Annotated in this window: 19 protein-coding genes and 1 other annotated feature; of the genes, 5 read left to right on the top strand and 14 right to left on the bottom strand. The window is 36.8% G+C overall.

Annotated features, from left to right (window positions below; genetic code table 11):
* Positions 1-103: 103 nt before the first annotated feature.
* The 7 genes from AB3I42_RS06285 to AB3I42_RS06255 form a co-directional block, all read right to left on the bottom strand.
* Positions 104-1,348, bottom strand: coding sequence for a DUF6056 family protein (locus AB3I42_RS06285; RefSeq protein WP_368022381.1), 1,245 nt, complete (start codon positions 1,346-1,348; stop codon positions 104-106).
* A gap of 19 nt (positions 1,349-1,367) precedes the next feature.
* On the bottom strand, positions 1,368-1,925 hold the full coding sequence (locus AB3I42_RS06280) for a DUF6056 family protein (protein ID WP_368022380.1): 558 nt from the start codon (positions 1,923-1,925) through the stop codon (positions 1,368-1,370).
* A 1,632-nt stretch (positions 1,926-3,557) separates the two neighbouring features.
* A complete protein-coding gene (rplT, locus tag AB3I42_RS06275) occupies positions 3,558-3,917 on the bottom strand; it encodes a 50S ribosomal protein L20 (RefSeq protein WP_181914273.1) in 360 nt (119 codons plus the stop codon).
* Between the two features lie 54 nt (positions 3,918-3,971).
* On the bottom strand, positions 3,972-4,172 hold the full coding sequence (gene rpmI, locus AB3I42_RS06270) for a 50S ribosomal protein L35 (protein ID WP_002289309.1): 201 nt from the start codon (positions 4,170-4,172) through the stop codon (positions 3,972-3,974).
* 71 nt (positions 4,173-4,243) lie between these two features.
* Positions 4,244-4,768 (bottom strand): translation initiation factor IF-3, encoded by a 525-nt coding sequence (gene infC / locus AB3I42_RS06265; RefSeq protein WP_010720284.1) that lies wholly within the window; start codon positions 4,766-4,768, stop codon positions 4,244-4,246.
* A gap of 43 nt (positions 4,769-4,811) precedes the next feature.
* Positions 4,812-4,937: a sequence feature (ribosomal protein L20 leader region), on the bottom strand.
* A gap of 183 nt (positions 4,938-5,120) precedes the next feature.
* The gene (locus tag AB3I42_RS06260) at positions 5,121-6,026 is read right to left on the bottom strand and encodes a magnesium transporter CorA family protein (protein WP_010736889.1); all 906 of its coding nucleotides are present in this window, start codon (positions 6,024-6,026) and stop codon (positions 5,121-5,123) included.
* A 224-nt stretch (positions 6,027-6,250) separates the two neighbouring features.
* Positions 6,251-6,910, bottom strand: a complete 660-nt coding sequence (locus AB3I42_RS06255) for a deoxynucleoside kinase (RefSeq protein ID WP_025480454.1) — start codon at positions 6,908-6,910, stop codon at positions 6,251-6,253.
* 314 nt (positions 6,911-7,224) lie between these two features.
* Here AB3I42_RS06255 and mvk point away from each other — a divergent pair, with 314 nt between their 5' ends.
* Genes mvk through fni form a run of 4 tightly spaced genes read left to right on the top strand, consistent with a single transcriptional unit; the run spans position 7,225 to position 11,283 of the window.
* Complete coding sequence (gene mvk / locus AB3I42_RS06250) at positions 7,225-8,172, top strand: mevalonate kinase (RefSeq protein WP_010720287.1); 948 nt, start codon at positions 7,225-7,227, stop codon at positions 8,170-8,172.
* Positions 8,165-9,142: a diphosphomevalonate decarboxylase gene (gene mvaD, locus AB3I42_RS06245; RefSeq protein WP_010736887.1), complete on the top strand. Its 978-nt coding sequence runs from the start codon at positions 8,165-8,167 to the stop codon at positions 9,140-9,142. The genes mvk and mvaD overlap by 8 nt, the downstream gene beginning before the upstream one ends.
* A gap of 12 nt (positions 9,143-9,154) precedes the next feature.
* On the top strand, positions 9,155-10,240 hold the full coding sequence (locus AB3I42_RS06240; protein WP_010720289.1) for a phosphomevalonate kinase: 1,086 nt from the start codon (positions 9,155-9,157) through the stop codon (positions 10,238-10,240).
* Positions 10,237-11,283 (top strand): type 2 isopentenyl-diphosphate Delta-isomerase, encoded by a 1,047-nt coding sequence (gene fni / locus AB3I42_RS06235; RefSeq protein ID WP_034699329.1) that lies wholly within the window; start codon positions 10,237-10,239, stop codon positions 11,281-11,283. The genes AB3I42_RS06240 and fni overlap by 4 nt, the downstream gene beginning before the upstream one ends.
* Positions 11,284-11,520: 237 nt before the next feature.
* On the opposite strand, the gene AB3I42_RS06230 is transcribed toward fni, so the two are convergent.
* The 4 genes from AB3I42_RS06230 to tgt all read right to left on the bottom strand — a co-directional run bounded on the left by AB3I42_RS06230 (position 11,521) and on the right by tgt (position 17,382).
* Positions 11,521-12,657 carry a hypothetical protein gene (locus AB3I42_RS06230; RefSeq protein ID WP_081186349.1) on the bottom strand — a complete coding sequence of 379 codons (1,137 nt, stop codon included), beginning with the start codon at positions 12,655-12,657 and terminating at the stop codon, positions 11,521-11,523.
* Positions 12,658-12,884: 227 nt separating this feature from the next.
* Positions 12,885-15,482 carry a bifunctional acetaldehyde-CoA/alcohol dehydrogenase gene (adhE, locus tag AB3I42_RS06225; RefSeq protein WP_010736883.1) on the bottom strand — a complete coding sequence of 866 codons (2,598 nt, stop codon included), beginning with the start codon at positions 15,480-15,482 and terminating at the stop codon, positions 12,885-12,887.
* 272 nt (positions 15,483-15,754) lie between these two features.
* Complete coding sequence (gene yajC, locus AB3I42_RS06220) at positions 15,755-16,144, bottom strand: preprotein translocase subunit YajC (RefSeq protein WP_010720295.1); 390 nt, start codon at positions 16,142-16,144, stop codon at positions 15,755-15,757.
* 92 nt (positions 16,145-16,236) lie between these two features.
* Positions 16,237-17,382 (bottom strand): tRNA guanosine(34) transglycosylase Tgt, encoded by a 1,146-nt coding sequence (tgt, locus tag AB3I42_RS06215; protein WP_010720296.1) that lies wholly within the window; start codon positions 17,380-17,382, stop codon positions 16,237-16,239.
* A gap of 208 nt (positions 17,383-17,590) precedes the next feature.
* Between tgt and AB3I42_RS06210 the strand changes: the two genes are divergently transcribed.
* Positions 17,591-18,292, top strand: a complete 702-nt coding sequence (locus AB3I42_RS06210; protein ID WP_181914270.1) for a DUF975 family protein — start codon at positions 17,591-17,593, stop codon at positions 18,290-18,292.
* Between the two features lie 101 nt (positions 18,293-18,393).
* On the opposite strand, the gene AB3I42_RS06205 is transcribed toward AB3I42_RS06210, so the two are convergent.
* The 3 genes from AB3I42_RS06205 to AB3I42_RS06195 all read right to left on the bottom strand — a co-directional run bounded on the left by AB3I42_RS06205 (position 18,394) and on the right by AB3I42_RS06195 (position 19,814).
* Positions 18,394-18,459 (bottom strand): hypothetical protein, encoded by a 66-nt coding sequence (locus AB3I42_RS06205; protein WP_350281776.1) that lies wholly within the window; start codon positions 18,457-18,459, stop codon positions 18,394-18,396.
* Entirely contained in the window at positions 18,456-19,019 is a 564-nt protein-coding gene (locus AB3I42_RS06200; protein WP_181914269.1) for a hypothetical protein, read from the bottom strand. Before AB3I42_RS06200 ends, AB3I42_RS06205 begins: the two co-directional genes overlap by 4 nt.
* A gap of 291 nt (positions 19,020-19,310) precedes the next feature.
* Entirely contained in the window at positions 19,311-19,814 is a 504-nt protein-coding gene (locus AB3I42_RS06195) for a hypothetical protein (protein WP_242623587.1), read from the bottom strand.
* Between the last annotated feature and the right edge of the window lie 226 nt (positions 19,815-20,040).

Genomic DNA, 20,040 nt, shown 5'->3' with positions numbered 1-20,040 from the left:
ATGATTGAGGTTTTTGCTTGTCCAAAAAATTTCTTTAAAAAACGAGCTTACCAAAAAGAGTGATCCTTTTGGTAGGCTCGTTTTTCTTACTATTTTCTCTCTTCTATCTTGAGAGGGTTAGTTTGTCACCAGTTAATTGAATATTAACAGCATCTACTATTTTTCCTTCTTTTGACAAAACAGCAATATTTATGCCCGTTTTATTTCTTGCAACATTTATATCGCCCACTTTTATCGCAGCAAACTGTTGGTCAGCATACGGTGTAAAACTTGAAGAAACTGAGATCTCTTTCCCATTGATTTCTTGGCTAACAGAATTATAGTTCTTTGTCTGTGAAAATTCAGGATTTTTTCCTAACAGACGGATACCCGAAAAATTCCAAGAACTTTCTGAATCCCCATTTTTAAACTCAGGGAACAGCTTACGGATCTCTTCAGCTAACTGTTGGTTCATTTGTGTCTTGTCTCCTGCACCTGCCATCACAATCAAATGATCAGTTTGACTTAATGCTTCAAAATAGGCGTTAGCATTCCAAATACTCATCCATTTTGGATCTCCCTGTTGATAGATTGTTTCCCAAGCCTCTTTTGGTACTGAATGAATGGACTCTAAACCAAAATATTTTGCATTCGCTCGATTGACTTGTTTCGTTATATCCGTTTTTACGTGGGATAGTCCTCCCGAGTAAGCAGTATGATCAGTTTGATTATAAATCGTAAAGTTGGCAATCACCGGATTCAAATTCCCTTGTTTTTTTTGCTCTCTGACGTAATGGTATTGTTGATTGATCTCTCTATAAGAAAGTGCTATGTCATTGACTCCTAAAGCAAAAGTAAATAGAAATTGGGTAATCAATACGCCACTAATCACCCCATAAAACGCTCCCTGGGTAGATTTCAACACTTTATCTGGCCATTCAAACGCCATCGCCATAATGATAAATAAAACACCACCAAAAAATGATCTTCCCCAATCAAGTCCAGCTGGTGAAAGAGATAATACATAGATCGTGGCTATCCCTGCAAAGAGATAGATATAGGATAGTCTCAACCATTCTTTGTGTTTACTAAAGAAAATTCCCAACACGATCAGAACCGCCATCAACACAAAAAGAGCTAAACTATTTTCATATAGCGTTTTTGTGATTGAAAAAACACCTGAATACAATTTCCGAGGTAAGGACCACTGGCTACGAGCAAAATAAGTAGCTCGAACAGCATTTCCAGGGGCTGTTACCATCATGAATAAACCAAAAATTGCTCCTAACAATCCTGTGAACATCCATGGTCGTAAAGGCTTTTTCTTTTGATAATAAAAATAGAGGTAGCCAAGAACGATCAAGATCATCCCACCAGAAGTGTTTTCATTACACCAACCAGCTAGGATTCCTAAAAGTGAGTAGCAATATACTATTTACTATAGGATTGAATGATAATTCCTGCTCTTTCTCATAATAGCGATGGTAAAGAAAGAGGAAACTGACAACGATGATGCCTCCCCATAAATAATTAGCAGCACCAGTTTCCCACAAAATCGTTTGACCGAAAGCTGGGACAAATAACCATAAAAATACATTAATTAAAAAATATTTGAAGGAATAAAACGTAGTATTATCTTTTGTGGTCATTTTATAAATCAATAATGTCAGTAAAACATAGATCAGTGGATTGACCAAATTAAATACTGTTTTAGGCATCAACAAAAATAAACGTGCAATGATATGGACAACAGATCTTCCCGTCCAAGTCATATATTGTGTGTATTCATCATGTAAAATAGACGAAAAACTACTTGTTTTATACATATACTCAATATCATCCGCAATTAACGGTGTCAAAAAATTTAAAACAACCATGATAACATAGGCAGAAATAAGAACTAAAATTTTTTTATTATTGCGGATAGTCTCTTTTATTTGTTTCACTTCGCTCCTACTTTCTTCTTAAATTTTGCTATAAAAAGGGTTCCTGTGATTCACAAAGAAAATTATAGCATTTTTTGATTCAACTTACATTCTTACTTTTGTATTCGACTGCCACATAGATCAAATAAGGAAAAAACCATCAGTAATCATGAATGCGTGTTATGTACGAATAATCAAAGGACTAACCCTATTCTCCGACCCTGAAAAAGGGAGATAAAGACAAAGCACCTGACCTGTTCGTTATTCGAAATAAGACAGCATAAGCAAGATTATCGTAATAGCAAGAGGCTGTGAAAGAAGCGTTCAGCTCCGAGCGAATAAGAGAGGATTTTTTAAAATAGCTCCTCATATTTTAGAAAATCATCGATTATTGTTGAGGAGTTGTTTCTTGAACGCCGTGAATCAGAGGTCGTGAAAACATCGGGTAGCTCTGATGACAATAAGAAAGAATTTTTTGAAACAGCTTCTCATGTTTTGAAAAATTCAGGCTTATTTCAAGGAGCTGATGTTTGAACACCTTTTAGCAAAAGGCTGTGAAAGAAACGACTAACTCCGAGCAAATAAGAGAGGATTTTTTAAATAGCTCCTCATATTTTAGAAAACCATCGATTATTGTTGAGGAGTTGCTTTTTAAACGCCGTTTATTCACTTTTAGAGACACCCGAAGAGACTGAGGGGAGTTTTGGACTCCGAGGAAAATAAGAAAATACTTTTCGAAACACTTTCTCATGTTTTGAAACATTAAGGTTTATTTCAATTAGCCTATGTTTAAACACCTTCTAGGGCAAGAAATCGTGAAAGAAGCTTTTCTTCTTTCTGTTCAAATTATTCTAAGATTTCTCTTCACCAACATCATTTTTCATAGCGCACAAATTTTTAGAACATAAATAAATCCCTTATGCTAAGAGCACAAGGGATAAAAAATCTTTTACACTTCATTCGTGTAAGGGTCCCATCAAAATTAAATTGATGCACCGAAAAATAGTATTATTTGTATACGGTTAATTCTTATTTACAAATTAATTGTATTTTCTAAATTCTTTTTTGTCAAGCCACTTATAAACCTTGACTTCTTCTATTAATTAATAATTTTCCCCATATTAACTATCTCTTTAGAAAGAATAAAACAAACAAAGGTTTCTATAAAATCCATCATAAAAGCGCATTTATTTCTATACTTAAATGTGAATAAATTATCAATCTACGGTTTAGTCAGAACTCTTTATCCTATGCCATAAAAAGGAGATCTTTTATGATATAAATTAAACAATACAAAAAGCAGATAACACAATCAATTACATGTTTGATTACTATGTAGGCACTAGTCCTATAACTAGTAAGAAAATTAGAACCGAGTATAAAAAGAAGACTAGTAAAGACCTAACATTTATTACTATTCATAGTTTTAGGCATACGTATGTAAGCCTACTTTAGTTATCAGAAAGAAATCTAAAAAAAGTACAGGAATATTTCATTCTAATGTGAAAACTACACTAAATGGATACACGCATTTAAATGATAAGTACAGTGATCAAACCGCTGATAAGCTAATGGAGTTTATGAGTTTAGATTAAATTTTAAATAACAAAAAAACCCACTAATTAAAGTGGGCTTGTGGGTATTGAATACCCTTTATTTAGCTAAAGCATCTTTAGCTTGGTCAGCTAATGCAGTAAATGCTGTTGCATCGTTTACTGCCAAGTCAGCTAACATTTTGCGGTTGATGTCGATTTCAGCTAATTTCAAGCCGTGCATCAATTTTGAGTAGCTTAAGCCATTCATACGAGCCGCTGCGTTGATACGAGCAATCCACAATTTACGGAAGTCGCGTTTCTTTTGACGACGATCGCGATATGCGTAGTTGTATGAATTCATTACTTGTTCTTTTGCTGTTTTAAATAAAGTGTGTTTTGAACCGTAGTAACCTTTTGCTAATTTTAGCATTCTTTTACGACGTTTACGAGTGACTGTTCCACCTTTAACACGTGCCATGTTTAATTCCTCCTAATAAAAATAAATCTTCAAATTTCGATCTTTTTGTTTTTTTTATTTCATTTTTGCTAGTTGTTGGCGAATACGTTTGAAGTCGCCACTAGAAACCATGCTTGCTTTACGCAATTGACGGCGTTGTTTTTTAGTTTTACCGTGGAAACGGTGACTTGTAAACGCGCGGAAACGTTTTAATCCGCCTTTACCAGTACGTTTGAAACGTTTTGCTGATCCGCGGTGTGTTTTTTGTTTTGGCATGACTATATTTCCTCCTCAAAATCTTTCGTTATCCGACTATCGACTGTCCAACAGTCAGTGAGTCATTCAAATTACTTACTGTCGTTTTTCGGTGCCAGCGTCAAGAACATGCTGCGTCCGTCCATTTTCGCTTTTTGCTCAACTGTCGCAATATCAGCAGTTTCTTCAGCTAAGCGATCCAAGACTTTTTGACCAATTTCTTTGTGGGTAATGGCACGGCCTTTGAAGCGGATAGAAGCTTTCACTTTATCGCCCTTCTCTAAGAACTTACGTGCATTACGAAGTTTTGTATTGAAGTCATTCACGTCAATTGTTGGACTTAAACGAACTTCTTTAACATTGATCACTTTTTGTTTTTTACGCGCCTCGCGGTCTTTCTTTTGTTGCTCGAAACGGTATTTTCCGTAGTCCATGATTCGCGCAACTGGTGGCTTCGCACTTGGGGCAACTAACACAAGATCTAAATTTGCTTGTTCTGCAATTTTCAATGCTTCTGCTTTTGTCTTAACTCCTAATTGCTCACCATCTGAACCGATCAATCGTAACTCACGTGCACGAATGCCGTCGTTAACCATCATATCCTTTGCTATGGTCATTCACCTCCAAATATTATGAGAGAAAGAAAAGCGTACCGAATATTCGGCAATAAAAAAACGAGTTCTCTTCCAGAACCCGCACGTACTTCACCTAATTCAATAGATGAAAACTATCTAGCCCAGTGACTGAATCAACTAAGGCGAGAAGCGGGTGCTTCTGCTTTTATTTCTCAACTTCAACAGTATAGCAAATCTATATTTTTTTGTCAATCTTTTTCACTAGAGACTCTCGAAACATTCCCTAATCAGTTAATTACTTTAGTTATATACTTGTCCAAATAAAAAACTTTTAGCTATCGAAACACACCCTTCATCAGACACTCAACTTTTTTGGTGACCGTCTTCCTTGAAACTACCGAATCCTACGCCACAATGCGATCAGCATCCAAACTGACAATATCAGACTGATGAATAAGGCGATCCCCCAACCAAAGACAGAATGTGTAAAAGGCAATTGTAGATTCATACCGAAAAAGCCTGTCACAATGGTAGGAACAGTCAGAATCAACGACCAGACTGTCAAAAATTTCATTGTGTCATTTAAGTTGTTGTTCAACAAATTATTATACGTTCCCGAAAGTTGATCAAGGATCTGGGAGGCCAAATTGGTCATTTCCACTGCCTGCTTTGCTTCGATCAATGCATCATCCAATTGTTCCTTCTCTTTTTCAGTGAGCTTTCGATAAATCGCTAATGCTTTGATTTGTTCTAATAACACGACATTTTGTTTTGTACCAGTCACTAGATAAACTAAACCAACTTCGAGGTCAGATAAAGCTAGTAAATTGCGGTTCGTAGTTTTTTCTCGCAACTTTTGGTTTAAGCGTTGTCGTTCACTATTCACTTCTTCAATCAACGGGAAGAAGGAATCTGAAATCAGAAAGAGCGTACGAAAAAGTAAACTATATACATTTATCTCGGAATCTCGATCTAAGATTGAACGAATCAGGCGAATCACATATTCTGTATTTTGAGTCGTAAATGTAAATAGACCATTTTCTTTTAGAATAAATGCTACTGGACTTGTTTCATAGTGGTTTTCGATTTTTTGTTGATGAGGAACATTGGTGACTAAAAGTAAAATATCATCAAGAGTATCATATTCCACACGAGCACGTTCATTTTTGTCTAAAGAATAGGTAAGCATCTCATCACTAATGCCATACTCTTCCTTAAGATTTTTGATTCCCATTACATCATCTCTAGGCACATTCAGCCAAAAATTTTGATCAAAATTAAAAAAATGTTTTTCTCTCATACCGTCCCCTTCTTCCTGTGCTGATAGATTCATTAGGTATCTCACGACGATTCTTCTAAGTATTCTTGGCGAATTTACAAATCATTAGCCCTTCCGACCGCTGTCTCGCTCTTAAAAATAAATAAGCCGATGAAAAGCGAAAATAGCTCTCCTATTTTCAATTTCTTCGGCTTAGCTATCGAAGTTAGATCCTGTCTTCTTTATACTATCATTTTTTATTGGACTCAAGAAACAAAGACTTCTTGACGAATTTCTGCCAACTTTTCTTCAATCATGTTCAGCACTTCTACTTTTGCTTGGGGATCTTCCACAAAATTGAATCGATCGCCATCAATTTGGATTTTGGGACTTTCATTGTACTCGTCATACCATTGATCATAGCGACGATTCAATTCTTTGTAATAATCATATAAGCTTGGATCGAAGGAAAGTTGTTCATATGATCGTCCTCTTTTTTCGATCCGTTCAAGCATCGTATCAAATGAAACACGAATATGAACCAATAAATCCGGATGTTTTTTATGTGCGGCATACGGCAACTCTTCCATCATATTTGCTAATAGCTCGTCATATACTCGAACTTCTGTTTCAGTTGCCCGACCCAAATCAGCATTCAAATGAAAAAGCAAAGAATCTTCATAGATCGAACGATCTAAAACATTGTTGTCTTCTTTCATTGCCTGCTTGATACTTTCAAAACGTTTATTCAAAAAATAGATTTGTAACAAAAACGCATACTGCTCAGGATTGGCATAAAATAAAGGCAATACCTCATTATCCTCGATTGACTCATAAAAAGCTCGACTTCCAAAGTGTTCAGCCATCATTTCTGTTAAACTTGATTTTCCAGCGCCAATGGTACCTGCTAAAACAATCACACTCATTAACCTCCAACTCACTTCATCACTAAATGTTGTGTCTTTTTCCAATTCTTTTTAAATATACCCCCAATATCTGGTGGTGTCAATTAGGAATAACAGGATATTTCCATTCATAAAATTCAATAAAATCTTAAGAAAAAAGAGGTTTTTCAACAGAAAACGTATTCTTTATTTTACTTCTGGGAAGGTTTTAGTAAAATAAAGATGAATTGTTTTTTGAACTTCTATGTTATACAATCTGTTCGTTAGCGCAAAGGATCCAAGGCGCTTTATTTTTTGCTCAAAAAAGTTATGGGAATAAAAGAAGGAGTTAGATTATGGCAAATTATGGCCAAGGGGAATCAAATGGTAAAATTATTCTGATGGGCGAACATGCAGTTGTCTACGGTGAACCGGCAATCGCTTTTCCTTTTCAGGCAGCAAAAGTAGTTGCTTCCTTGAATGAACACATCACTTCGTCAGGAGATCAGCTTGTTTCTTCCTACTATACAGGAATACTGCGTGATGCCCCACATTCGTTAAAAAACATCAAGCAGTTAGTATTCAACTTAAAAAAGGAACTGCAAATTGAGCAATCATTAGAGTTAACTATTCACAGCACTATCCCTGCCGAACGTGGAATGGGCTCAAGCGCTGCAGTAGCTACGGCAGTTACTCGTGCCTTTTACGATTATCTCGAACAACCACTTTCTCGCGAACAGCTCTTGACAAATGTCCAAATTTCAGAAAAAATTGCCCATGGTAATCCTAGTGGTATCGATGCTGCGGCAACAAGCAGTTTAGAACCAATCTACTTTGTGAAAGGACACCCGTTTGATTATTTCTCTTTAAATATCGACGCTTTTTTGATTGTCGCTGATACCGGAATCAAAGGTCAGACGCGAGCAGTGGTCAAAGACGTTGCTCATTTATTTGAAAAAGATCAGCAGAAAGTTGGACAAAAAATCCAACAACTAGGATACTTAACAAGGCAAGCCAAAAAAGCCATTGTTAAAAATAACCCCGAGCATTTAGCCCAAGCGATGAATGAAGCCCAACTAATTTTAAAAAATTTAACGATCAGCAACGATTTTCTTGATGTATTGATCGAAACCGCTAGAGATTCAGGCGCTTTGGGAGCAAAACTAACTGGTGGTGGTCGAGGTGGCTGCATGATTGCGCTAGCTCAAACAAAAACAAAAGCCCAAGAAATCAGCGAAGCCCTCTTACAAGCGGGAGCAGCTGCAACTTGGATTCAAGGATTAGGAGTACATACCTATGTTTAAAGGCAAAGCACGAGCATATACGAATATCGCCCTTATCAAGTACTGGGGTAAAAAAAATGAATCGTTAATTCTCCCGATGAATAACAGCTTATCACTCACATTAGATGCATTTTATACGGAAACTGAAGTCAGCTTTTCAGAAGCTTACACGGAAGACCAATTTTATTTAGATAATCAATTGCAAGATGAAAAAGCAACCAAAAAAATCAGTACTTTTTTGGATATTGTGAGAGAAAAAGCGGGTACCACGAAAAAAGCAAAAGTGATCAGCCAGAATTTCGTTCCGACTGCTGCGGGTTTAGCTTCTTCTGCCAGCGGCTTAGCGGCTTTAGCCGGAGCATGCAACGAGGCATTGAAATTAGGGTTAGATGACCAAGCTTTATCAAGACTGGCTCGTAGAGGATCAGGTTCCGCTTGTCGGAGTATTTTTGGTGGATTTGTTGAATGGGAAAAAGGACACGATGATCAAAGTTCGTATGCTCATCCAATTTCCTCAGACGGTTTTGAAGATCACTTAGCGATGGTCTTTCTATTGTTGAATGAACAAAAAAAGGATGTCTCAAGTCGTGATGGTATGCGCCGAACGGTTGAAACTTCAAGTTTTTATCAAGGATGGTTAGATTCTGTCGAAGCCGATCTTTATCAACTAAAACAAGCAATCAAAACTAAGAACTTTCAACTTCTAGGTGAAACTATGGAACAAAATGGGTTAAAAATGCACGGAACGACATTAGCTGCTCGTCCGCCATTTACCTACTGGTCTCCTGATAGTTTAAAAGCCATGCAAGCGGTACGGGATTTAAGAAATCAGGGGATTCCTTGTTACTTTACTATGGATGCTGGCCCAAATGTGAAAGTGCTAGTTCAAAAAGACCATCTAGATAAGGTCAAAACAACATTTAGTGACTTATTTAGTAGCCAACAAGTCATTTCGGCTTTTGCAGGTCCAGGAATGACGATTATTGAATAAAGGGAGATTTTTATGATTGAAGTATCTGCACCAGGAAAACTTTATATTGCTGGAGAATACGCAGTTGTTGAAACCGGACATCCGGCTATCATCGTAGCCATTGATCAGTTTGTTACTGTAACCGTTGAAACCGCACGAAAAGTCGGCAGCATCCAATCTGAGCAATATAGTGGCATGCCGATTCGTTGGACTCGGCGTGATGGTGAACTTGTCTTGGATATTCGTGAAAATCCATTTCATTATATCCTTGCTGCCATTCGTTTGACTGAAAAATACGCACGAGAAAAAAATATTTTACTTTCTTTTTATGACCTAAAAGTGACAAGTGAATTGGATAGTTCTAACGGACGCAAATACGGTCTAGGCTCAAGTGGCGCCGTAACTGTCGCAACAGTCAAGGCATTGAATATGTTTTATGCGTTAAATCTTACACAGATTGAAATTTTCAAAATTGCTGCACTAGCAAATTTAACGGTTCAAGATAATGGCTCTTGTGGAGATATTGCAGCTAGTTGTTATGGTGGTTGGATTGCTTTTTCAACCTTTGATCACCAGTGGCTCCAAGAACAAGAAAAACAACATACAATCGTTGAACTCATCGAAATGGATTGGCCTGGTTTATCCATTGAGTCTCTTCCGACACCGAAAGATCTGCGTTTACTGATTGGTTGGACTGGCAGTCCTGCATCAACTTCTGATTTAGTCGATCAAGTCCATCGCTCACGTAAGGAAAAAATGGTAGCCTATCAAAAATTTTTACAAGATAGTACCTTATGCGTTCATGAAATGATTAAAGGATTCAAAGAAAATAACATTGATTTGATCCAAGCTATGATTAGAAAAAACCGACAACTACTCCATGAGCTATCTTCAATTACGGGCGTATTGATCGAAACGCCTGCTTTAAATAAATTATGTAGCTTAGCAGAAGAATACGAGGGAGCAGCAAAATCATCTGGAGCAGGTGGTGGCGATTGTGGTATCGTAATCGTGGATCAAAAATCCGGTATCTTGCCTTTGATGAGCGCTTGGGAATTAGCAGAAATTACACCCTTGCCATTACACGTCTATAGTAACCAACGAAAGGAAAAAGGATGAATCGAAAAGATGAACATGTCTCATTAGCTAAAGCTTTTCATAGTAAACAAAAAAATGAATTTGATACGGTTCGAATCGTTCATAACCCCTTACCTGAAGTTTCCATGTCAGAGATTGATCTACATACGACTGTTGCTGGCTTAACTTTAGACTATCCTTTATATATCAATGCTATGACTGGTGGAAGTGAAAAAACTAAAAAAATCAACCATGATTTAGCGATGATCGCAAAAGAAACAAATTTAATGATTGCCACGGGTTCAGTCAGTGCAGCTTTAAAAGATCCTGCTTTAAGCGATTCTTACACGATCATGCGTGACGTTTATCCAGAAGGAAAGATCCTTGCCAACGTAGGAGCCGGCACCTCTTTAGCACGAGCAAAAGAGGCGATTGAACTATTTCAAGCCGATGCTTTACAACTCCATCTCAATGCACCACAAGAATTGGTGATGCCTGAAGGGGATCGTGATTTTTCCAATTGGAAAGAATTGATCAAAGAAATCAGCGAAGGCATTTCGGTTCCTTTGATCGTGAAAGAAGTCGGTTTTGGTATGACCAGAGAAACGATTGATGAACTAGCCGAGTTGGGAGTTCAGACAATCGATATCAGTGGCCGAAGCGGAACCAGCTTCACTCAAATCGAAAATGCTCGTCGAAAAAAAAGAGAGTTAGATTATTTAGTCGATTGGGGACAATCAACGGTTACTTCTCTGCTAGAGGCAAACGAAGCCCAACATCAAGTAGAGATTCTTGCTTCTGGTGGTATTCGCAATGCCTTCGACCTCTTCAAAGCACTTTGTCTTGGTGCCAATGCAGTAGGCGTTTCTGGAACGATCTTAACGCATCTCATGACACACGGCGTGGCAGAAACGATCCAACTAGTCCAACAATGGCAAGCAGAACTTCAACGGCTATTGACCATGGTAGGAGCTAAAACTATCCAAGAACTTCATCACCAACCCTTGATCTTATCTGGAACTACTAAAGATTGGTGCGAAGCCCGAGGAATCCCTCTGACCAAATATGGCACACGAAAGAAATAAACAAATCGATTCAACTCAAAAAGGTTGTCCAATCATCGAAAAGATGAATGACGACCTTTTTTGTCTACAAAAATACAAAGTTTTCTTAGAATGAGATTTTCTTATGGCGTTGACTCTATTTTATCCTTCACCAATCACTTCATACTTTTGTTCAAGTTTTCATGCGATAAATAATAGGATACCAATTCTTTTTCATCTGATAAACAAAAATAAAACCTATGTATCTTTGACAAACGGCTATAATTCCATTCCTGGCATCATTGGCGGAGCGCTAGGTTTTATTATACCCATCCCCTTCCCTATCTCAGGACTACTCGTTTCACATACTTTCCCTAGTTCTTTGCTTATTAGATCAGTCAATTGTTTTTTCCCCTGCTGTTTTTCCTGAACTGCTGTTTCACGCTTAAAGTTATCTGGATTGGTTAGTAGATAACTATAAATATCTCTCCAACTCATCTGAAGATCTCGTTCTATTTTTTTTCGTTTTTTATCCACTTTACCACCACTAAATAGATTGAGCGTTTTTCCGCCAGGGTTAATCCTGAATCGTATAATTTTTTCTAGCTGCATAGATCTTTTAAGATATAAACGTATTATGACGTAATAGTCTATTTTATTTTGATTAAAACAAGAATTCTTTACATTCCCTAATTTTTTTAACGTTTGATCTAGCTCCTTAAGATTGTGGAGATTATTTTTTAATTGTTGCTTTCGTTGTTTTTCAGTCAATTCTTTAGTAACCAGTTTTAGTTCTTTTGTTGTTACTTTTTCTTTTGCTGCTATATTTTTTTCGGTTGCTGCTTCCTCTTCTGTTACTATATTATTTTTTGTTGCTGCTTCCTCTTTTAGTTTGTCATCCCCCGGTGTATTTTTTTCATCTGCGACAACTTTAGTGTTCACCACGTACTTTAATAAAGAATGATCGATCCATTTTTCACCTCTCCTACCAGTTAAATACTGCATTTCCTTCGTCAGTTTTTTTATCTCAGACTTGCAATTTTTGATTTCTTTTGCTATTTTGTTAAGCTCGTTTTTTTTGCTCTTGATCGTTTCACCATGTACTTGCTTGGTGCTTTTATATAATGCATTTTTTTTTGCTTTCACTGCGTTTTGAAGTTCCTGCTCACAGTCTTCCTTTTTTTTTATTTGAGTATGCTTTTTCTTATACCAATCCTCTCTTTTCTTAGCCCGTTCTTCAATTTCTCTCTTTAGTTCATGTTTCAACTCTATGTATAGCTCAGTGTATTTGTGTAAGTTTTCAAGTGGTTCTAAGTTTTCCCGCAATTTGACTTCTAATGAATCAACGGTTGACATCAATTGTTCTTTTCCCATATTTTCTTGATTTTTTGTTTTCTCAAATACTGGTTTTGTCATCCTAACAACTTCCTTTCTTTTTTCATTTTTACTTATCTAAAGTAACACGGTTTACTAGTCTTGATAAAACTACTTTTTCTAAAAAAGCGAATTAATCGTTTTTTTCTAACAAAAGAAATTCCTACGCTAGTTCTAACGAGATTGTTCTTCTTTCCGACAAAAAAAGCCCCTCTTTCCAGATCATCTTTATCTGGAAAAGGGGCTTGATTAACTATACTTGTATTGAATTAACCATTATAAGCATCAATAATGATTTGTTTTAGCTCACTGATCAATGGCTCTTTTGGATTTGCTGTTGTACATTGATCTTCATAAGCAAGTTCTGCCATACGGTCAACCGTTGAATCTAAGGTTTCTTGTGTCACACCTTGAGCCTTCAAGCTCATATTGATTCCAACTGATTGTCCTAATTCATAAACTGCTGTTGCTAAAGCTTCAACTAATTCCGCTGTTGTTTGTCCTTTTAACCCTAAGAACTTAGCAATATCTGCATAGTCTGTATCTGCACGGAAGTAATCATATTTAGGGAACATTGCATGCTTTTGTGGATCTTTTGCATTATAGCGGATGATATGTGGTAATAAAATGGCATTTGTACGACCATGTGGGATACCATATTCTCCACCAATTTTATGCGCAACTGAGTGACAAATTCCTAAGAAGGCGTTCGCAAATGCCATCCCTGCCATTGTAGAAGCGTTGTGCATTTTTTCTCGTGATTCCATATCAGGAGTTTTCACTGATTTTTCTAGGTAATCGAAGACTAATTTGATTGCTTGTAAGCTCAATCCTCTTGTATAATCAGAAGCCATAACAGAAACATAAGACTCAATTGCATGAGTTAATACGTCCATCCCTGTATCTGCCGTGACAGAAGCTGGTACTGACATGACAAATTGTGGGTCGACGATTGCTACATCTGGTGTTAATGCATAATCTGCCAATGGATATTTCACATGTGTATCACTATCTGTGATAACGGCAAAAGGTGTTACTTCAGAACCCGTTCCTGAAGTTGTCGGAATACACACAAATTGTGTTTTTTCTGGTTTATCGATCTTATATGTCCGTTTACGGATATCTAAGAATTTTTGTTTTGCTCCAAAGAATGAAGTATCTGGGTGTTCATAGAACATCCACATTCCTTTAGCAGCATCCATTGCAGAACCGCCACCTAATGCAATCACTGTGTCTGGTTTGAAATCAGCCATCAATTTCGTTCCTGCATAGACTGTGTTTGTTGAAGGATTTGGCTCAACTTCTGAGAAGACTTCGATTTTCACATCATTTTTACGTCTTGATAGTACTTCACGAACCGTATCACAGTAACCAAACTGCACCATACCAGGATCACAAACGATCATGACACGCTCTACGTTTTCCATTTTTTCTAAATAAAGCAAAGAGTTCTTTTCAAAGAAGATTTTTGGTGGTAATTTGAACCATTGCATATTATTTCTCCGTTTCGCTACAGTTTTGACATTGATCAAGTTGATGGCACTTACATTTCTAGAAACAGAATTTTTACCATATGAACCACAACCTAAAGTTAGTGAAGGGATCATTTCGTTATAGATATTTCCGATTCCACCTTCTGCTGAAGGAGTATTTACTAAGATACGGCAAGCTTTCATCCGTAGACCAAACTTCACATGCAGCTCTTCATCCTCTGAGTGAATCACTGCAGTATGGCCTAACCCGCCTAAGTTCAACATTCCTTCGCATAATTCAAAGGCATGTTCTGTATTGTTTGCTTTAACCATTGCAAGTACTGGAGAAAGTTTTTCACGTGAAAGAGGGTAATCCGCTCCGACACCTTCTAATTCAGCTACTAACATTTTTGTCCCTTCTGGAACTTTGATGCCAGCTAGTTTTGCAATGTCCATTGCAGAATGTCCAACGATTGCTGGATTTACTGCGTATTTACCTTCATTCATCACTGCATCTTCTAATTTTGAAAGTTCAGCTGGTTTCACAAAATAGACTTGATGTGCTTGGAATTCTGCTTTAACTGCAGCATAGACTTCTTTGTCAACGATTACTGCTTGCTCAGAAGCACAAATCATTCCGTTATCGAACGTTTTAGAAACGATCAAGTCATTCACTGCTCGTTTGATTTTTGCTGTTTTTTCAATATATGCTGGTACATTACCTGGTCCAACACCTAAAGCTGGCTTTCCTGTTGAATAAGCAGATTTTACCATTCCCGCCCCACCAGTAGCTAAAACAATTGCGATCCCTGGATGATTCATCAACATTGAAGTCGCTTCAATCGATGGATGTTCAATCCATTGAATACAATTTTCAGGTGCGCCAGCTGCGATCGCTGCATCACGAACGACACGCGCTGCTTCAGCAGAAGATTTTTGAGCACTTGGATGGAATGCAAAAACGATTGGGTTTCTTGTTTTCAACGCGATCATTGATTTAAAAATTGTCGTTGATGTTGGGTTAGTTGTTGGAGTTACCCCACAAACCACACCAACTGGTTCAGCAATTTCAATCAAGCCTTTTTGAACATCTTCATTGATGACACCAACTGTTTTATCGTGCTTGATGTTATTCCAAATATATTCAGAAGCATACATATTTTTGATCGCTTTATCTTCATAGATTCCACGACCAGTTTCTTCAACTGCCATTTTAGCTAACGGCATATGTTGATCTAATGCTGCCATTGCCATTTCATGCACAATATGATCTACTTTTTCTTGATCAAAGTTTTCCATCTCTTTTAATGCGACATTTGCTTTCGTTGCTAATTCATCAATCATTCCTTGAACATCAATAGTTTTTGGTTGTTCTTTCTCCATTACTTTAGCCATTGTCTTCCTCCTAATGGGTCATGGTTGTTTGTTAATTAATTCACATTCTCATCATACAACAAACCTTTTCAGATGTAAACCTTTATTGTGATTTTTTTCACAGTTTTTTAAATTTCGATTAAATCCTTTATTTATCAGTGTTTTTATTTATTATCCTAATTATCCAAAGTATTTTATCAAAAAAACAGATTATTCAAAGCTTAACAAAGTCAGAGATTTAGGATAAAAAAAGAGCCCGAGACACCGTCTCAGACTCAACTACTAAGCTTTACCTATTTGTTTTCTTTACTATCTTCAGGTGTTTCAACAGTTTCAGTAGCTTCTTCTTTCACTTCTACTGTTTCAGCAACTTTTGGTTCTGTTTTTTCTACCGTATTTACTGTCGAATCATTGGTTACGACAGTTCCAGGTTTAACCGTTTTGATGGCTGCTCGATCGTATTCTAGAAAAATCCCTTCACAATCTATAACAACTGTGCGTTTTTCATTGTCGATCTCTGAAACAACACCATGTAATCCGCCGATTGTAACTACTTCATCGCCTGATTTCATACTGTCTAGTAAATTTTGTCGTTCTTGTTGTTGTTTCTTTTGTGAACGTGACATAAAATACCACATTGCTAAAAGAGCAACGAACATGACTAACATTGGTAATGATCCCATTTTTTTCACCTCACTAACATGTATCTACACACTCAACTTTAGCAGAAAAAGGCGTGAGACACTAGTTTTTTACATAAATTTAGTGAAAAAGATTAGAAACTTTTGGCATTCTCTTTATTAAACCCATATTCCTCAAAAAAGGCTGCTCGAAATTCTAATAAATTGTCATCCATGATCGCTTGACGCACTTGTTTCATCAAGTTTAATAAGAAGTACAAGTTATGGTAAGACGTTAACCGTATCCCAAATGTTTCATCACATTTGATCAAATGACGAATATACGCACGTGTATAATTTTTACATGTGTAGCAGTCACATTTCTCATCGATTGGGCGGAAGTCATGTGCGTATTGTGCATTTTTCACAACTAAGCGTCCCTGCGAAGTCATACAAGTACCATTTCTTGCGATACGTGTAGGCAAGACACAGTCAAACATATCGACTCCTCTAATCACGCCATCAATCAATGAATCTGCTGCACCAACACCCATTAAATAACGCGGTTTATCCTCAGGGATCAATGGTGTTGTAAACTCTAACACACGGTTCATTTCTGATTTAGGTTCGCCAACAGACAAACCACCGATTGAATAGCCAGGGAAATCCATTGAAATCAAATCTTTTGCACTTTGGCGACGTAAATCTTCAAACCCAGCTCCTTGAATGATACCAAATAATCCTTGACGATCAGGATTCAGATGGGCTTTTAAGCCTCGCTCAGCCCAACGTGAGGTTCTTTCCACTGATTTTTTGACATAATCATAGCTTTCATCAAAAGGAGGACATTCATCGAAGCTCATCATGATGTCTGATCCTAATTTATTTTGGATATTAATTGCTTTTTCTGGTGATAAAAACATCCGAGAACCATTTAAATGATTTTTAAAATGGACACCCTCTTCTTCGATGTTACGCATATCGCTTAGCGAGAACACTTGAAAACCACCTGAATCTGTCAAAATCGGTTGATCCCAATTCATGAACTTGTGTAAGCCGCCTGCTTCTTCTACCAAGTCTTCTCCAGGTCTTAACCATAAATGGTACGTATTACTTAAAATGACTCCCGCACCCATTGCTTTTAATTCTTCAGGTGACATGGTTTTGACAGTTGCTAGTGTTCCCACAGGCATAAACATTGGTGTGGGAAATGTCCCATGAGGAGTGATCAATTCACCAAGACGGGCACCGGTATGTTTTTCTTTTTTGATTAAACGATAACGAATGGCAGGTTGTGTCATTCAATTCCCTACTTTCTCTATAATAATCGCATTGACAACTCCCATCATCATAATCGTTCTAACTCTTTTTTGCAAGGGTTCATTGGGTAACAGGTGTTTATTTAACCTTCATTTTTTAAAGAAATTATAATAACAGATAAAAGATAAAGAAAGCCAAATTGTTTCTTCTTTGTTATACTTATGGCATAAATAAAAAGGAGTGAAACTCATGCTATCTTCAAAAGAACTGAAACAACAAGCAAAAGACAGTTTAAAAGGACGCTGGGGACAAGCTGTATTATTGAATTTAGTCCCAACGTTAATCACAATTGCACTCATTATGATCATAGCTATTCCGACCGCTTTATTATTGGCTCATACCTATAATGATCCTGCAGCTGTCCAAGATATGGCAAACAATACCAACGGAGGTGCTGCTTCTAGCGGTGGTGGTATTGTGTCTGGTATTATCAGCGCACTATTTATGAGTGGGATCTCATGGACCTATCTAGATATCCTGCGTGGAACCAAATCGACCATCGAACCATTTAAAGATGCCTTTCGTGGTTTTACAGGATTATTTCTTGGGGGTGTGATTTTACTAGCTATTTTGATTTCGCTCTTTACTACTTTATGGGCGTTATTATTCGTTATTCCTGGTATCATCAAAAGTTATTCTTATTCCCAAAGTTACTTCATTTACTATGATGTTATCACTGAAACAGGGGAAAAACCAGGAGTGCTAAATACGATCACTGCTAGTCGTAAATTAATGGATGGCTACAAAGGTAAATTGTTCTGGCTTGATCTATCCTTTATTGGCTGGCATATCTTGGCCATGCTAACTGCTGGAATTGGTTATTTATGGTTAAATCCTTATATTACAGCAACTAAAGCAGCTTTTTATGAACAATTGCCAAAAAACGTATAAAAATCAATGTCCAATGAAACGACCCTCAAAAGTTAGACCAAAAATCTAACTTTTGAGGGTCGTTTCACATGCTTCAGCCGCAGTCGCTTTTTTCATTTCGCTCACTTCTGCTCAGCTTTTAGAACTTCGCCAGTATACGCATCAACTTTGACTGTCACTTTTTTTATTTTTTTTTAATAGTAATTGTCCAATACGATTTTCCTGATTGTCTTTCGAGATACCACATTACTGCTTTTCCTGTCCCAGTCGTTTTTTCAGCTACTTTTTCAGCTACTTCAGTAACTTCCGATAAACTTTTTAAGTTTTTGATATTGAACAGATCTGCGGATTGCTCGGTAGTGGCTTGTTCGTGTTTGTTTCGTATGCGATATACTTTTTTTTTGATGTTCGCTGTTTTAGTTGAAATTCTTACGCTGCATTCTTTAGTTGCATCTCTACCAGTAATTTCGTAATAGTAAGGACCAACAGTCTGACTAACTTTCACAGAAGTAATCGCTTGATTAGGATAACAAGTCTGATAAGCTTCAAGTGCTTCTTTTAATGATACATTGAATTTTTCCGGCTCCTCAATTTCCTCCGCAGATGTGGACGAACTAGAAACATTGGCAACCTTGATTTCTTTCGTTTCATTCCCATAATTTTCATAAGGATAATTAAAAACAAACATCACCAACATCACCAAACTAAAACTAGTTAATACCGTTAAACACCATACAAACAACTTCATCTTTTCCGCTCCTTCACAATCAATTGTTAGATTCTTGAAATGAACGATTAATCGTTCTTTTTTTAGGAGTTTGAGGCTGGATGAATTGAATCCTCCAGCCTCATTGAGAGAATATAAGAGATAAAGCAAATAATATATCCCTATGTCTTTATTCTACTTAAATCTTTCATCTTATTTTTTTTATTTTTTTACCATCTAGTCATGAACAAATAAAAAAAAAACATATTAGAAAAGCTCCCCCATGGCTTTTCTAATATGTTTCATCATTACTTTTGATGGAAAGGAACGATTTTAGAAGTCAGTGTCACTGATTTCTAAATTTACTGTTACATTTCCACGCAAAGCTTTTGAGTAAGGGCAAACTTGATCTGCTTCTTCAACAAAACGTATTGCTTCATCTTTCGGCATATCTTTGATAAAGACTGTCAAAAGAACTTCTATTGTAAAATCTGCCTCTCCATGATTCAGCAAGGCAACGTTTGCTTTTACTGAACTAGGTTGTTTGAAGATTGAAAAAGTAATTTGAAAAGTAGCTCCTCGCACAGTATTTGGTAGTGTCCCAGAATAATTATTCGTCGGTGTTGATGGTAATACTTCTCCAATATTCCAATCAAAATTGGAAGGATTCACTGTTTTTCTTTCTGTAGCTGTTAGATTTTGTTTTTGAGTCAACGTGTTCTCGTTTGAAATAGCCTCCGAATTTTTTGTATTTTTTTCAGCAGTAGTTGCTGTTTGATTTTTTTCTGCTGCATAAACCAATGAGGTTCCTGCACTAGCTGCACTTGAAACAAGCACTAAGCCTGCAGCTGACGCAGCAAGTAGTTATTTTCTAAGTTTTTTGCTTTTTGATAGATTTTTCTTTCCCATTTTACATTAAAACCTCCTATTAAATTGTCAATAAATTTTTATTGATAGACAAATTATAGGCGACCTCCAAAAAAATTTTTTCACGTTTTTTCAATTTCAAGAATACTTATGTTAAAAAATAAAAATCTCCAATCGAATAAACGTCTATCCTTTT

It is taken from the genome of Enterococcus sp. C53 (genome assembly GCF_040887425.1).
GTDB classification, from domain to species: Bacteria; Bacillota; Bacilli; order Lactobacillales; family Enterococcaceae; genus Enterococcus_B; species Enterococcus_B hirae.
The sequence above is the reverse complement of the archived record's forward strand: the minus strand, read 5'-3'. Positions and strand labels throughout refer to the sequence as shown.

What these genes read in the sequence shown, in the direction of transcription:
- rplT (WP_181914273.1), bottom strand. Translation starts at nt 3,917, where the DNA reads ATGGCACGTGTTAAAGGTGGAACAGTCACTCGTAAACGTCGTAAAAGA.
- AB3I42_RS06260 (WP_010736889.1), bottom strand. Translation starts at nt 6,026, where the DNA reads ATGAGAGAAAAACATTTTTTTAATTTTGATCAAAATTTTTGGCTGAAT.
- mvaD (WP_010736887.1), top strand. Translation starts at nt 8,165, where the DNA reads ATGTTTAAAGGCAAAGCACGAGCATATACGAATATCGCCCTTATCAAG.
- AB3I42_RS06255 (WP_025480454.1), bottom strand. Translation starts at nt 6,910, where the DNA reads ATGAGTGTGATTGTTTTAGCAGGTACCATTGGCGCTGGAAAATCAAGT.
- yajC (WP_010720295.1), bottom strand. Translation starts at nt 16,144, where the DNA reads ATGGGATCATTACCAATGTTAGTCATGTTCGTTGCTCTTTTAGCAATG.
- infC (WP_010720284.1), bottom strand. Translation starts at nt 4,768, where the DNA reads ATGACCATAGCAAAGGATATGATGGTTAACGACGGCATTCGTGCACGT.
- mvk (WP_010720287.1), top strand. Translation starts at nt 7,225, where the DNA reads ATGGCAAATTATGGCCAAGGGGAATCAAATGGTAAAATTATTCTGATG.
- tgt (WP_010720296.1), bottom strand. Translation starts at nt 17,382, where the DNA reads ATGACACAACCTGCCATTCGTTATCGTTTAATCAAAAAAGAAAAACAT.
- adhE (WP_010736883.1), bottom strand. Translation starts at nt 15,482, where the DNA reads ATGGCTAAAGTAATGGAGAAAGAACAACCAAAAACTATTGATGTTCAA.
- AB3I42_RS06240 (WP_010720289.1), top strand. Translation starts at nt 9,155, where the DNA reads ATGATTGAAGTATCTGCACCAGGAAAACTTTATATTGCTGGAGAATAC.
- AB3I42_RS06285 (WP_368022381.1), bottom strand. Translation starts at nt 1,348, where the DNA reads ATGATCTTGATCGTTCTTGGCTACCTCTATTTTTATTATCAAAAGAAA.
- AB3I42_RS06230 (WP_081186349.1), bottom strand. Translation starts at nt 12,657, where the DNA reads ATGACAAAACCAGTATTTGAGAAAACAAAAAATCAAGAAAATATGGGA.
- AB3I42_RS06200 (WP_181914269.1), bottom strand. Translation starts at nt 19,019, where the DNA reads ATGAAGTTGTTTGTATGGTGTTTAACGGTATTAACTAGTTTTAGTTTG.
- AB3I42_RS06210 (WP_181914270.1), top strand. Translation starts at nt 17,591, where the DNA reads ATGCTATCTTCAAAAGAACTGAAACAACAAGCAAAAGACAGTTTAAAA.
- rpmI (WP_002289309.1), bottom strand. Translation starts at nt 4,172, where the DNA reads ATGCCAAAACAAAAAACACACCGCGGATCAGCAAAACGTTTCAAACGT.
- fni (WP_034699329.1), top strand. Translation starts at nt 10,237, where the DNA reads ATGAATCGAAAAGATGAACATGTCTCATTAGCTAAAGCTTTTCATAGT.